General features: G+C 70.3%; 11 protein-coding genes and 1 pseudogene. 4 read left to right on the top strand and 8 right to left on the bottom strand.

Features of this window, described 5'->3' with window-relative positions; all coding sequences use genetic code 11:
• Nucleotides 1–55 precede the first annotated feature (55 nt).
• Nucleotides 56–1,378 (top strand): MFS transporter, encoded by a 1,323-nt coding sequence (locus ACFW5B_RS08820; protein WP_386435401.1) that lies wholly within the window; start codon nucleotides 56–58, stop codon nucleotides 1,376–1,378.
• A gap of 40 nt (nucleotides 1,379–1,418) precedes the next feature.
• Here ACFW5B_RS08820 and ACFW5B_RS08815 read toward each other — a convergent pair whose 3' ends face one another.
• Complete coding sequence (locus ACFW5B_RS08815; RefSeq protein WP_386435398.1) at nucleotides 1,419–2,033, bottom strand: LysE family translocator; 615 nt, start codon at nucleotides 2,031–2,033, stop codon at nucleotides 1,419–1,421.
• Between the two features lie 150 nt (nucleotides 2,034–2,183).
• Between ACFW5B_RS08815 and ACFW5B_RS08810 the strand changes: the two genes are divergently transcribed.
• Nucleotides 2,184–3,086 carry a LysR family transcriptional regulator gene (locus tag ACFW5B_RS08810; protein ID WP_386435395.1) on the top strand — a complete coding sequence of 301 codons (903 nt, stop codon included), beginning with the start codon at nucleotides 2,184–2,186 and terminating at the stop codon, nucleotides 3,084–3,086.
• Between the two features lie 35 nt (nucleotides 3,087–3,121).
• Here the strand turns inward: ACFW5B_RS08810 and ACFW5B_RS08805 are convergent, their stop codons facing one another.
• Both ACFW5B_RS08805 and ACFW5B_RS08800 read right to left on the bottom strand, forming a co-directional pair.
• Nucleotides 3,122–4,213 (bottom strand): glycosyltransferase family 2 protein, encoded by a 1,092-nt coding sequence (locus ACFW5B_RS08805; RefSeq protein WP_386435392.1) that lies wholly within the window; start codon nucleotides 4,211–4,213, stop codon nucleotides 3,122–3,124.
• A gap of 227 nt (nucleotides 4,214–4,440) precedes the next feature.
• Nucleotides 4,441–5,610: an FAD-dependent oxidoreductase gene (locus ACFW5B_RS08800; protein ID WP_386435389.1), complete on the bottom strand. Its 1,170-nt coding sequence runs from the start codon at nucleotides 5,608–5,610 to the stop codon at nucleotides 4,441–4,443.
• A 245-nt stretch (nucleotides 5,611–5,855) separates the two neighbouring features.
• Here ACFW5B_RS08800 and ACFW5B_RS08795 point away from each other — a divergent pair, with 245 nt between their 5' ends.
• Complete coding sequence (locus ACFW5B_RS08795; RefSeq protein ID WP_386435386.1) at nucleotides 5,856–6,461, top strand: TetR/AcrR family transcriptional regulator; 606 nt, start codon at nucleotides 5,856–5,858, stop codon at nucleotides 6,459–6,461.
• Nucleotides 6,462–6,610: 149 nt separating this feature from the next.
• Here ACFW5B_RS08795 and ACFW5B_RS08790 read toward each other — a convergent pair whose 3' ends face one another.
• The 4 genes and pseudogenes from ACFW5B_RS08790 to ACFW5B_RS08775 form a co-directional block, all read right to left on the bottom strand.
• On the bottom strand, nucleotides 6,611–8,203 hold the full coding sequence (locus ACFW5B_RS08790; protein ID WP_386435384.1) for an MFS transporter: 1,593 nt from the start codon (nucleotides 8,201–8,203) through the stop codon (nucleotides 6,611–6,613).
• A complete protein-coding gene (locus tag ACFW5B_RS08785) occupies nucleotides 8,200–8,784 on the bottom strand; it encodes a TetR/AcrR family transcriptional regulator (RefSeq protein WP_386435381.1) in 585 nt (194 codons plus the stop codon). The genes ACFW5B_RS08790 and ACFW5B_RS08785 overlap by 4 nt, the downstream gene beginning before the upstream one ends.
• A 179-nt stretch (nucleotides 8,785–8,963) precedes the next feature.
• A complete protein-coding gene (locus ACFW5B_RS08780; protein WP_386435378.1) occupies nucleotides 8,964–10,169 on the bottom strand; it encodes a S8 family peptidase in 1,206 nt (401 codons plus the stop codon).
• A 446-nt stretch (nucleotides 10,170–10,615) separates the two neighbouring features.
• Nucleotides 10,616–10,936: pseudogene (locus ACFW5B_RS08775) on the bottom strand (sugar ABC transporter substrate-binding protein); the annotation flags it as partial.
• Between the two features lie 77 nt (nucleotides 10,937–11,013).
• Between ACFW5B_RS08775 and ACFW5B_RS08770 the strand changes: the two are divergent.
• Nucleotides 11,014–11,904, top strand: a complete 891-nt coding sequence (locus ACFW5B_RS08770) for an aminoglycoside phosphotransferase family protein (RefSeq protein WP_386435376.1) — start codon at nucleotides 11,014–11,016, stop codon at nucleotides 11,902–11,904.
• A gap of 52 nt (nucleotides 11,905–11,956) precedes the next feature.
• Here the strand turns inward: ACFW5B_RS08770 and ACFW5B_RS08765 are convergent, their stop codons facing one another.
• Complete coding sequence (locus tag ACFW5B_RS08765) at nucleotides 11,957–12,676, bottom strand: exonuclease domain-containing protein (protein WP_386435373.1); 720 nt, start codon at nucleotides 12,674–12,676, stop codon at nucleotides 11,957–11,959.
• Nucleotides 12,677–12,845 lie beyond the last annotated feature (169 nt).

The raw sequence follows: 12,845 nt of genomic DNA, 5'->3' as shown, positions 1-12,845 counted from the left end.
ACCAGGGGAAGGCCGCACGCGTGTACCGCCCTGTGCAGAAGACGGAGAACGACACATGGGTACGGTAGCCACCTGGCGGGCCTCTTCGGCCGTGGTGCGTCTTTTGATGGTCAATCAGTTCGGCGTGATGCTGGGCTTCTACATGATCCTGCCGAATCTCTCCGCCTACTTGAGCGGTGACCTGGGACTCACCGCCGCCATGGTGGGACTGGTCCTCGGCGTGCGCACGCTGAGCCAGCAGGGGATGACGCTGTTCGGCGGGACCGCGGCGGACCGGTTGGGCTGCCGGTGGCTGATCCTCACCGGCTGCGCACTGCGCTCGGTCGCCTTCGTCATGTTCGCGGTGTTCGACTCGCTGCTCGGCATCATGACGGCAGCGGTGGTGACCGGTATCTCCGGTGCCGTCTTCACGCCCGCCACCCGGACCTATCTCACCCGCGCGGCCGGCGAGAACAAGCTGGCGGCCTACGCGCTGTTCAACATGGCGGGAAACACCGGCGCGCTGTTCGGCCCGCTGCTGGGCAGCGTGCTCCTGTTATGGGACTTCCAGGTGGTGGCGGCGGTCTCCGCCGCCGTCTTCGCCGTGCTGACGTTCGCCCAGGCGTTCATGCTGCCCGCGCAGCCGCGGGAGAAGAGCGGTCAGTCGGTGTTCGGCGACTGGCGGTATCTGCTGACGGACCGGCCGTTCCTGGTGTTCGTCGTCGCGGTGTCCGTGCTCTTCGTGGCCTACAACCAGCTGTATCTGCTGCTGCCGATGGAGATCACACGGGTGACCGGCAGTGCCGGCTCGGTCGGCCTCGTCTTCGCCGTCATGGCGGTGATCGGCATGGTCGGCAGCGTTCCCCTGGCGACCCGGGTCCCCCGGCGGCTGGGGCGGGGCCGTTCCATCGCGCTGGGAGTGGCGCTCTGTGGGCTGGCCTTTCTGCCCACGGCCTTCTCCGGCGTGCTGCAAGGAGGGCGGGCACTCGCTGGCGGCTTCTCCCTGGACTCGGTGCCCGGCATGCTCCTGGCGGCACTTCCGGTGCTCTCGGCGACCGCGATCCTGGCCTTCGGCCACACCATCGCGATATCGCTCTCCCAGGAAGTAGCGGTCTCCTATGCGCCGCCCGGTATGACCGGCACCTACATCGGAATGTTCTCCATGGCCGCCGGACTGTCGGCGGCGGGCGGCAACTTCTTCATCGGGTACCTCGCCGACCTGGGAAAACAGCATCACATGGCCTGGCTGCCCTGGTCGTTTTTGACCCTGCTCGGACTGTCCGCCGCCTGGGCCGTCTCCCGGATGCGGCACCTTCCCCAGCAGCCCGAGGACGTCCCGACGACGGTGGCGGCGAACCGTCCGCCGCGGGTGGAAGGCAGCATGCCGCGGAACGGCTGAGTGCAGGTGCGTGCTCGTGCCGCCGCCGTGCCGCCCTCCTTCAGAGCCCACTCGCCACCGCCACCCCCAATGCCAGCAGCACGAGGCCGGTGACGACGCTCAGCCGCTGTCGTACGGCCGGCCGGGACACCAGCGCCCGCCCCCGCACGACGGCCCAGGTGAGCAGCAGATACCAGCAGGTGTTGACCAGTACCCACACCACTCCCATCAGCACGCTGGACAGCAGGACCGGGCCTCGGGTCGTCACGAACTGGGGCAGTACGGAGATGGCGAACACGCCCGCCTTCGGATTGCCCAGCGCCGTGCCCAGCCCGGCGAGATAGGGGGCCCAGCCACCGGTGGCCGCCCCGTCCGCGGACGGCCCCGGAGCCTTGCGGACCGTCCGGAGGGTGTTGATCCCGAGCAGTATCAGCACCATCCCGCCCGCGATACGCACCACCTCGTACGCCCGGGGATCGGCCAGGAGCACCGCGGACAGCCCCACGGCGGCGGCGATGGACCAGAGCAGCAGACCCGAGGCGTTCCCGGCGATGGTGAGCCGTGCCCGACGGGGCCCGCCGTCCAGCGCCTGCCGGATCATCAGCGCCTGACCGGCTCCCGGGAGCATGGCCAGCAGCCAGGTGGTGACCAGGAACAAGGGCACGTGAGTGGGCACGTCGCAACTCCCTCGGAAAGGTGCGGGGACGGGTGAAGTGAGCGGACCCGGCGGGCCGTTGGGCCGGCGGCCCATGTCCTCCCACTGCATCAGCACGCGGCAATTTTCTGAAGGTTTGATCCCCTATCTCAGTAAGAGGCGCTACGAATCATGATTGAGACGCGGCAGGCGCGTTATTTCGTGGCCGTCGCCGAGGAACTGCACTTCGGCAGGGCGGCGGAACGGCTCCAGATGTCCCAGCCGCCGCTGTCCCAGGCGATCAAACAGCTCGAGCGCCAACTCGGCTGCGAGCTGCTGTACCGCACTCAGCGGTCGGTCGCCCTCAGCCCGGCCGGTGTTGCCTTCCTGGATCAGTGCCGGGCGCTGATCCGCCAGGCCGAGGACGCCGAGACCGCGGTCCGGCACGCCGCGACCGGCCGTGGCGGGCGGTTGCGCCTGGGTGCGGTGGCCTCGGCGTTCTCCTGGCCGCTGCCGTTCGTACTCGAACGTTTCCACGCCGCCGCGCCCGACATCGAGATCCGCACTCAGGAGATCGACACCCATGAGGCCGCCGCCGGTCTCCTCGACCGCACCCTTGACTGGGCGATCGTGCGCCAGACCGCCCCCGTGCGCGGCACCAAGGCGGCCTCGCTCTTCGTCGACCGGTTCGTCGCGGCCCTGCCCGCCCGTCACCCCGCGGCCGGCACCGACGTTCCGCTCGACCTCGCGGACCTCGCGGGCGACACCTGGGTGTGGCTGCACCGCCGCATCGCGCCCGATTATCACGACGCCATGGCCGCGATGTGCCGGACCGCCGGCTTCAGCCCCATCCCGGCCCACTGGGCGCGGTCGGTGACCTCACAGATCGCCATGGTCGAGTGCGGCCTCGGGGTCACGGTCGTGCCGGCGGCGGCCGCCGTGGTCCGTCCGGCCGTCAGATTCCGGCCCTTCAGCCACGGGACGGCGACCATCGAACTCACCGCCATGACCCGGTCCGGTCCCGAGCCCCTGGTCCAGCAGCTCACCGCACTCGCCACCCATCTGACCGCGTCCCGCCCCCCGTCACCGGCCTGAGCACCCCGCGCGCCCGGCCGGCGAGGCTGCGCCCCTCACCCCGCCCCGGTGAGCGCCCCCTTTACCGGGCGGACGTCGGCCCGCCCCTTCTCATAGACCGTGAGTCCACGCGCCAGGTGAAGCGGCACCAGCAGCAGTTCCACGATGAGGGCCTTCCAGGCGTAGATGAGGTTGACGGCCTTGGTGGCATAGACGCAGGGGATGTTGAACAGGACGGCTGGCAGGGGGAGTTTGCGGCGGTGGGCGGCGTAGAGGAGCGGTGGCAGTGTGAGCAGGAGTTCGGCGCCGGCCCACCAGGTGACGGCGAGGGCGGGTGAGGCGTCGGTGGTCGTCGCGACCAGGAAGGGCGTCGCCCACCACAGGGGTGCGGTGAGGATCTCCAGCAGGGCGAGGAGGACCCAGAGCGCCAATAGCGGTTTGCGCAGGATGAGTTGCCCGAGATGGAGACGGACGTTCTGACAGAAGCCGGCCATCCAGCGCCAGACCTGTTTGCGGAGGTAGGTGAGGTCTTCCGGGTCGGCGGCCAGGGCGACGGCGTCGGAGACATAGACCGCGCGTCTGCCCGCGATCTGCTGGGACCACGTGTAGTCCATGTCTTCCACGATGGTGCGCTCGGGGAAGCCACCGAAGGCCATCAGGTCGTCACGGCGGAAGACCGAGCAGCAACCCGAGCACACCATGGGGCTGTTGGCACGCGCCTGGATGGGGCGGTGCCAGTGGAAGCCGAAGAGATACTCGGTGGATCGGCCGCGCTCCCAGAGGGTGCGGGTGTGGCGGGTGCGGACCGTGCCCGCGGCGACCGTGACGCCGGGGTCGTCGAAGACGGGCAGGACGGTCTCGATGTAGTCCGGTGCGAGGACGGTGTCCGCGTCGACGGCCAGAACGAGGTCGGTGGTGCACTGCGGAAGAGCGTAGTTCTGCGCCTTGGCCTTGCTGCCGAGGTTGCGGGGCGGGCGGAGCACGCTCACTCCATGGGCCGCCGCCACCTCCCCCGTGCGATCGGTCGACGCGTCGTCCACGACCAGGATCCGGTCAGGCGGGACCGTTTGGGATGCGAGGGACTCCAGCGTGGCCGGCAGCCCCTCCTCCTCGTTGTGTGCGGGCACGATGACGGTGATGGTGTGCAAGTCGGTCTCCCCCGGTTGTGCGGATCGCGCTGACCATGACGGTGAGCAGTCCGATCACGCCGTAGACGATGGTGCTGATGCCGATGAACGGCAGTCCTCCGTGCATGTCGCCGACGGTAGGGGAGGATGCGCCCGGCGCGTTTCCGGAGGACTCCTCCTGTGGATAACCCACCCAACGAGGCTGATATGCGGGCCGGTTGGGGGCGGGAGATCGCGTCACCGGGACGTCAGTTGCCGGATGCGGGGTCCGAGTCAGGGCGGGTGTGGTCCGGCCAGAGGGAGTCGGGGAAACGGGCGTCGTCGGAGTCGGTGTCGGGCATGAGGGTGGCGAGCATCTGCTGGGTGGCCTTCGCGTTGTCGTGGGCGCGGGGCAGCATGACGCTCTCGTAGGCGTCGAGGGCCTCGTCGAGGGTGGAGTGACTGCTGACGGCCTGCGCGAGTTCGGCGCCGTCGAGCAGGGCGAGGTTGGCGCCGACACCGGCGGGCGGCATCAGGTGGGCGGCGTCACCGAGCAGGGTGATACCGGGGACGCGCTGCCAGGAGTGGGGCACCGGGAGGACGAACATCGGCCGGTTGAGGAACTCGCCCTCGTTTTCGCGCAGGATGTCCAGCAGGCTTTCGTCCCAGCCCCGGTAGCGGTCGAGGAGGCGGGCGCGTACGGATGCGGTGTCGGCGAGGTCGAGTCCGGCGTGCCAGTCCTCGGGGCCGCGGAACATGATGTAGCCGCGGACGTGCCCGTTGCTGTTGCGCTGGAGCACCAGGCTGCGGCCGCCCGCCTTGGCCGACATGGTGCCGGCGCCGACCAGTTCGGCAATGCCCGGGTGGCGGCGGTCGACGTCGTCGAAGTGGACCTCCACCATCGTGATGCCGGTGTAGTGGGGCTGGGCGTCGGAGAGCGCGGGGCGCACCCGGGACCAGGCGCCGTCGGCACCGACGACCAGGTCGAAGTCCTCGTCGGCGTGGTCGCGGTGGTGCAGCCGGACGCCGCCGCCGGGCAGCGGGGTGACGGCCTCCACGGGGTGGCCCCAGCGGACCGTGCCGGGCGCGAGGGAGTCGAGCAGGAGGGTGCGTAGCCGGCCGCGGTCGATCTCGGGCCTGCTCATATCACCCTCGTCGGCCCGGTCATGGCGTACCAGGGTCGCGTGCCGGTCGTACATGCGCCACTGCTGGCCTTCGGGCCGGGAGAGCGCGAGGAACCGGTCGAACAGCCCGGCCGCGCGCAGGGCGACCTGGCCGGTGTCTTCATGGATGTCGAGACTTCCGCCTTGCGCACGGGAGTTGGGGCCGGCCTCCCGCTCGAAGACCGTGACCGGGAGGCCGTGCTGCTGCAGCACGCGCGCGCAGACCAGGCCGCCGGGGCCGGCGCCGGTGATCGCGATGCGAGGGGTGGTGGACATGGGAGCCACTCTCCGTTCTGTGGATTCGGGTCGGTGGATCAGGTCGGTGGATCGAGGCAGGAACGGGGCAGGGTGGTGCCGCTCTGTTTCTTCTGATGGGCCAACGCCGCTACCGGCAGGCCGAGTTCAGGCACGCAGGCCGTTACTCACTCACAGAAACACAGCAGCTCCAAAAGTACAACTGATTCGACTTTTGATCCGATTGACTTTGCGATCGAATCCCGCCAAGGGGATACAGTGAAGGCATGGCCGAGACGACGACCGGGCGCCGCGAGCGCAAGAAAGCCCAGACCAGGCAGGCTCTGGCGGATGCCGCCCTGCGGCTGTTCACCGAGCGGGGCTTCGACAACGTCGGCGTCCGGGAGGTGGCGGAGGCGGCCGACGTCTCGCTGAGCACGCTCTTCAAGCACTTCCCCAGCAAGGAAGCGCTCGTCTTCGACCTCGACGCGGACATCGAGAGCGCACTGGTGGCAGCCATTCGCGACCGGGCGCCCGGTCAGTCCGTCCTGCACGCGCTGCGCGACCACTTGGTGCGTACGCGTACCGCCCTGCAGACCGACGACCCGCTCTTCGTCCTCGTCGATTCCACCCCCGCGCTCAGCGATTACGCGCGGCGCATGTGGTTGCGCCACGAGAAGGCGCTGGCCACTGCTCTCGCCGAGGCCACCGGGCCGGCCCCGGACGACCTGGCCGTCGTCGGCCTGGCCCGCTTCGCCCTGGAGATCCCCAGCCTGGCCCGTACGAGCGATGACCCGGCGACGGCCGTCCGTGACCTGTTCACCCTGCTGGAACGCGGCTGGGCCGGCACTCCCCTGGCGCGCCCGGAAGACCGCTCCGGCCAGGACGATTAGCCCCAACCGGAGGCCGCGTCACGCCCCACAGCCACCGGCGGCGGGGCGACCGGTCACCGGCCACCAACGAATGGCGACCAGCGGCCGGCGGCAGACGACCGGCCTCCGCCGCGAAGCCAAACAGCCCGCACACACACCGACTTGAGCGGTCACACCTCCGCGGCCTGCCGGTCGCGCCCGCCGGTCCCCGCCCCCGCGGGGCCGCTCACGGCCGCGCGGCCAGGGAGTCCGGCCGCCGCCAGTGCGCCCAGCGCCGCGACGGCCGCGAGGGTCAGGAGAGTGGGGCCCATCGCGGTGAGGAAGGCGTCGCCGGTCCAGTGCGGTCCGCCGGAGGGGTGGTCGCCGGTCGTGGTGGGAACCGCGGGTGTCGTGAGGGTCATGAGCATGGTGGCCAGGGCGACGCCCAGTGTCGGGCCGATGTTCATGGCCGTCTGCTGGAGGCCGCCCGCCACTCCGGCGTGGTCCGTGGGCGCATGGCGCACGATGACCGCGGTCGCCGTGACCATGACCGTACCGAAGCCGGCACCCAGCAGGAGGAATCCCCCGCTGATGGGCAACGCGGCGGATGTGCGGTCGAGTTGGGACAGCGTGAGAACGCCGAGAGTGAGCAGGGCCATCGCCGTCATGGTCGTCAGGCGGGGCCCGTACCGGCGCTGCAGTACGGCCGAGGCCGGAGCGCTCAGCACCATCAGGACGGCCAGGGGCAGCACCCGCAGACCGCACTCCAACGGGTCCATCACCAGCACGTCCTGCAGGAAGTACGTACCGATGAACAGCGTGCCGAACAGGGCCGCCGATGCGGAGAGGAGCACCGCGAGGGCGGCGGCGATGGTGGGCGAGCCGACCACGGAGGCCGGTATCAGGGGGCTCGCGGTGCGGCGTTCGTGGCGGATGAAGGCGCCGCCGACGACCGCTGCCGCCACGCCGCCCAAGACGGTGGCCGGGGTCCAGCCGGTATCCGGGAAGGCGACGAGGGTGTGCACGAGACACACCAGCGCCGACGCGAGCAGACAAGCACCCGGCAGGTCGAGTCCGGTAGCGGCGCGGAGGCCGGACGCCCCAGTGGCCCCGGCCGACACCGCGGAGGCTCCTGTGGCCCCGGCCGTCACTGCGGAGGTTCCCGTGGCCCCCGACGTGACAACGGAAGTCTCCCCCGGATCGGCCTCGGAGCCGGAACCGGACACCGGAACCCGGACGACCCACGCCAGTACGCCCATCAGACAGGCGGGCAGCACATTGAGGAAGAAGACGGATCGCCACCCCCACTGGGCGACCAGCGCACCGCCGAGGACCGGACCGGCGGCGGCCGCCAGCCCGATGCCGCTGGTGCGCAGGGCGAGCGGCATGCCGAGCCGGTCGGGCGGATAGGCGGCGCGGAGCATCCCCAGGGTGGCCGGTTGCAGCAGCGCGCCGAAGACACCCTGGGCCACTCGGAGTCCGATCACCCAGCCGGCACCGGATGCCAGGCCGATCCCCGCCGAGGTGGCGCCGAAGCCCAGGATTCCGAGGGCGAAGATCCGCTGGTGGCCGTATCGGTCACCGAGCCGGCCGGCGAAGACCAGCAGGCTCGCCACGGCGATGAGGTAGCCGGTACTGGTCCACTGGACCTGCCCGAACGAGGCGTGCAGATCCCGCTGGAGAGCCGGCTGCGCCACGGTCAGCACGGTGCCGTCCAGGGCGACGATCACCGCTCCGGTGACACTGCCGGTGAGGACGAGGCGTCGTCGGCGTCCGGCGGTCATCGGCCCTCCGGCCCGAGGTGGGCGTCGAGCGCGGCCCGGAGCAACGGCTCGACCTCATCGGCGCCCGTGGCCAGTTGCAGGCTGCCCCACCTCCACAACTGGGCAATGCCGTGCAGATTGCTCCAGAGAGCGCCCGCGACAACCGGCGGTGGCACCTCGGAGCGCGGCTGCGCCCGGGCGACGAGAGCGACGAGCACCCGGAAGAGCGGCAGGCTGGTGTCCCGCAGGCCGAGCTGATTGCTCTCCAGCAGGTCGTGACGGAACATCAGCTCGTACATCCCGCGGTGGGTCAGCGCGAAGTCGAGGTAGCCGCGCCCCAGGGACAGCAGCTGGGCGCGGGGGTTTGCCGACTGGTCGTCGAGGTGCTCCGCGACCGCGTCGCCCAGGTCGTCGAATCCCTGGCGGGCGATGGCGGACAGCAGGGACAGATGGGTCGGGAAGTACCGCCGCGGCGCCCCGTGGGAGACCCCGGCCCGGCGGGCGATCTCCCGCAACGACAGTGCCTGTACGCCCTCTTCGGTCAGCAGGTCGATACCGGCCTGCACCAAGCGGGCGCGCAGGCCCGCCTCTTGATCACTCATGGACACTGTCTACCGCATCGCGTAGACAGTGTCTACGCGGATGTTCCGCCCCCTTGGCCGCGAACGGCCGGCGGAGCCTCCCGGCCGAGGCGAGTCGCGGCACACGCAACGACGCCGGCCGCCGCGCCCCGTGGGGGCGAGCGCGGCGGCCGGCGAGTGGAGCTGAGGAAGTGAGGTGGTTACTCGACAACCTTCAGCAGCTTGTTGGGCGTACCCTCGCTCGGGTTCGTGATCTTGTCGGGCGTGGCACCGTCGGTCAGGGCCTTCGACACCTCGGCCGGCTTGGCGTCCTTGTGACCGGACAGGTAGACCGCGGCGGCACCGGCGACATGCGGCGTCGCCATGGACGTACCGGAGATGGTCTTGGTGGCGTCGTCGCCGGTGTTCCAGTCCGAGGTGATGTCGGAGCCGGGGGCGTAAAGGTCCACGACCTTGCCGAAGTTGGAGAAGTCGGACTGCTCGTCGTCCTTGGTGCTGGAGGCCACGGTGATGGCTTCCTTGACCCGCGACGGGGAGCCCTTGCCCGCGTCGGCGGCCTCGTTGCCCGCCGCGACGGCGAAGGTGACACCGGCGTCGATGGCCTTCTTCACGGCCGCGTCGAGGGCCTCGTCCACGCCGCCGCCGAGCGACATGTTGGCGACCGAGGGGCCCTTGTGGTTCTTGGTGACCCAGTCGATGCCCGCGACGACCTGCTCGGTGGTGCCGGAGCCCTGACCGTCCAGGACCTTCACGCCGACGATCTTGGCCTTCTTGGCGACGCCGTGCTCGGTACCGCCGATGGTGCCGGCGACGTGCGTGCCGTGGCCGTTGTCGTCCTCGGCCTTGTCGCTGCCGTCGACGGCGTTGAAGCCGTATGACGCCCGGCCGCCGAAGTCCTTGTGCTTGATGTGGACACCGGTGTCGATGACGTAGGCGGTGACGCCCTCGCCCGCGCTGTCGGGGTAGTTGTACTTCTTGTCGCCCTTGGTGTCCGCCTGGTCGATGCGGTCCAGGCCCCACGACGGCGGGTTGGCCTGGGCGGCGTCGATGTGGAACTTCTTGTTCTGGACGACCTTGTCGACGGCCGGGTCGGCCGCGAGCTGCTTGGCCTCGTCGGCGCTCAGGCCGGACGCCGAGAAGCCGTCGATGGCGGAGGAGTAGTTCCGCTTCACCTTGCCGCCGTACTTGGCGGCAAGGTCGCCGCTCTGCGCGGTACGGATCGACTTCTTCATCAGGACGATGTAGCTGCCGTTCACGGCGCCCTTGGCCTGGGCTCCGTAGATCTTGCCTTCAGCGGCCGGGGAGGCACCCGCGGTGACCGCGGTGACGGCGGCGATACCAGTGGCGGCAACAGCGGCGGATATCGCCGTGATGAGCCGCTTGTTGCTGGAACGCTTGTGAGCCATTGCGAGGATTCTCCTCGTTCGTGGTGTGGGGGGAAAGCGTTGCGCAATAGCCCGCGCAGACCGGAAGATCTACGTCGGGCTGGCTCGAAACCCTGTCTGATTGATGAGTTCAATTCAAGGCGAGCCGGGGCGTGTGAGATATGCAACAAGCCCCATGAAATAGGAAATGTTTCAGAAGTGGTCAAAGCGGTCCCGGAGTTGAACCGCAGGGGCTCAACTCCGTTTACGTGCAGGCAATAGAAGGTGATGCGGCAGTGAACGGGGGCCGGTGGAGGGGCACACGCAGCACCACACGCTCGGTCGCTGGAATGTGCCGGAGCGTGTTCAACACCCAATAAAAAATGCCCAGTTGGGGTCTGCCGGTGCGCTCGGAAACGCATGGAACGGCGCATGGAACGGCGGACTCCGACGAGGCCTGGTGGCCACCCCGTACGACACCGCGCGCTTCAGCGCTGAGAGCGGGCCAGAACCAGATTGCCGTCCTCGACGAGCCGCTTGCGCAGGGCATCCAGACCGATGGCGCCGCCGTAGTACTCCTGGAGGCCCGGAGTGGAAATCTTGTCCTTCCATTCCGGATATCCACGGACGGACCGGGCCGGGGCGGAATGCAGCGAGCCCGCCGGCGCGGTGCCCGTCGCCCCGTCATATCTGTCGGACCACAGCGCCGGGTCCTTGAGCGCTTCCTGACCCGTCGGCAGCAGCCAGTCCCCCAGGGCGAGCCGGACCATGTTCGGCGGGCTGAGAAAGAATGCGATGAAGGCCATCGCATTCCCCGGCAGGCCGTCCTGGGCCGGGGCCCGACCTGCGACACTGGTCGCGTACCGGCACCGCAGGAGGCACCCCGATGACCGAACCGAGCCCCGCCGCCTTCACGGAGGCGCGCGCCCGGGACGTGCTGGCCGCGGCCGGGCACCCCGGGGCGGCGGCCGATGCCGTGCTGCTCTCGCTCGGCGAGAACGCCGTCTTCGCCCTCGGCGACAACGGACCGGTCGTACGGGTGGGCCGCAGCGCCGAACTCCTGGAGCGGGCCGAGCGGGAGCTGGGGGTGGCGCAGTGGCTGGAAGCCGAGGGCGTGCCGGCCGTACGGGCCGCGGAGCCCGTGGCGACGCTGGCCGACGGGCATCCCGTGACCTACTGGCAGCGGCTCCCGGAGGCCGTCCGCCCTGCTGGTCCGGACGATCTCGCCGCGCTGCTGAAGCTCGTGCACGCGCTGCCGGAACCGCCGTTCGCCCTCCCCCGGCGCGAACTGCTCGGTGGCGTCGAGCGCTGGCTGCGGCTGGCCGGCGACGCCGTGTCGGCACCGGACGCGGAGTATCTGCGCGGACGGCGGGACGCCTTCGCGGCGGCCGCCACGGCGCTGGAACCCCATCTTCCGCGCGGCCCCATCCACGGTGACGCGCTGGCCCGCAACGTGCACATCGGGCCCGGCGGACCGGTGCTGGTCGACCTCGAAACCTTCTCCTCCGATCTGCGGGAACATGATCTGGTCGTGATGGCGCTGAGCCGCGACCGCTACGGCCTGCCCTCGGACACGTACGACACCTTTGTGTCCGTCTACGGCTGGGACGTACGGGACTGGGAGGGCTGCGCCGTGCTGCGCGGGTCCCGGGAGACGGCGAGCTGCGCCTGGGTGTCCCAGCACGCGCCCGGAAACCCGGCCGCGCTCAGGGAGTTCCGGCGCCGGATCGCCTCACTGCGCGAGAAGGACGCGACGGTGCGGTGGTATCCCTTCTGAGCGGGTCGGCCTGACTCGCCGGGCCCGCACGGCCCGGTCGGATCGCTGTCGCTCAGGCCCCGGCCTGGTACGGGATCAGCGGCCAGGCCGGCTCGACTATCGCCCGTGGGTCACCGGAGCGCCGCAAATACGCCTGGAACGAGGCGGCTTGTTCGGCGGCGGCCTGCTCCTGGAGGGTGTGCAGCGCGCGGGGTGACGGGACGGCGACGGCCGGGTACTTCTCCCCGATGCGCCGGGCGACCCCGGCCGCGGCCGCCGCGTCGGCGCCCGCTTCGTGTGCCCCGTCCAGCCGGACGCCGTAATGGCCGCAGAGGGCCTGGAGGGCACGCTTCCCCTTGCGGTAGCGGTCCACGTGCTTGTCCAGGACGAGGGGGTCGATGACCGGTGCGGGGTCGTGGCCGAGGCGTTCGGTCAGGGTCCGCAGGCCGTGGCGGCGGCATTCGCGGTCCAGGAGCGAGAGGTCATAGCGCGCGTTCATCACCACCAGGGGGATCTCCGCGCGCAGGGCTTCGGCCAGCGCCTCGGTGATTTCCTCTATCGCGGTCGCGGGCGGACGCCCGTGCTCCCGGACATATGCGGTGGAAATGCCGTGAATGGCCGCCGCCTCGTCGGGAATCGGCACCCCCGGATCGAGCAGCCAGGTCAGCGTCGCGGCCGGCCGGCCGTCCCCCTCCAGCCGGAGCAGCGCCGCGGTGACGATGCGGTCCTGCTCGACGTCGGTGCCCGTGGTCTCCAGGTCGAAACTGACCAGCAGCCCCTGATGCCAGCTCATGCCGAAACCTCGCTTCGCCCGGCCTCGCACTCGCTCGGCGCGCACCTCTCGATGATGAACTCGCTACGCTCGCTCATGCCGAAACCTCGCTTCGCCCGGCCTCGCACTCGCTCGGCGCGCACCTCTCGATGATGAACTCGCTACGCTCGCTCATGCCGAAACCTCGCTT

The sequence above is a fragment of the Streptomyces sp. NPDC058773 genome, assembly GCF_042746015.1.
Lineage (GTDB): Bacteria > Actinomycetota > Actinomycetes > Streptomycetales > Streptomycetaceae > Streptomyces.
Note: the sequence above shows the minus strand (reverse complement) of the source record. Positions and strands in the feature narration are given on the sequence as shown.

Coding starts and splice junctions, on each gene's coding strand:
- ACFW5B_RS08820 (WP_386435401.1), top strand. CDS start 56: ATGGGTACGGTAGCCACCTGGCGGGCCTCTTCGGCCGTGGTGCGTCTT.
- ACFW5B_RS08810 (WP_386435395.1), top strand. CDS start 2,184: ATGATTGAGACGCGGCAGGCGCGTTATTTCGTGGCCGTCGCCGAGGAA.
- ACFW5B_RS08800 (WP_386435389.1), bottom strand. CDS start 5,610: ATGTCCACCACCCCTCGCATCGCGATCACCGGCGCCGGCCCCGGCGGC.
- ACFW5B_RS08795 (WP_386435386.1), top strand. CDS start 5,856: ATGGCCGAGACGACGACCGGGCGCCGCGAGCGCAAGAAAGCCCAGACC.
- ACFW5B_RS08790 (WP_386435384.1), bottom strand. CDS start 8,203: ATGACCGCCGGACGCCGACGACGCCTCGTCCTCACCGGCAGTGTCACC.
- ACFW5B_RS08785 (WP_386435381.1), bottom strand. CDS start 8,784: ATGAGTGATCAAGAGGCGGGCCTGCGCGCCCGCTTGGTGCAGGCCGGT.
- ACFW5B_RS08780 (WP_386435378.1), bottom strand. CDS start 10,169: ATGGCTCACAAGCGTTCCAGCAACAAGCGGCTCATCACGGCGATATCC.
- ACFW5B_RS08770 (WP_386435376.1), top strand. CDS start 11,014: ATGACCGAACCGAGCCCCGCCGCCTTCACGGAGGCGCGCGCCCGGGAC.
- ACFW5B_RS08765 (WP_386435373.1), bottom strand. CDS start 12,676: ATGAGCTGGCATCAGGGGCTGCTGGTCAGTTTCGACCTGGAGACCACG.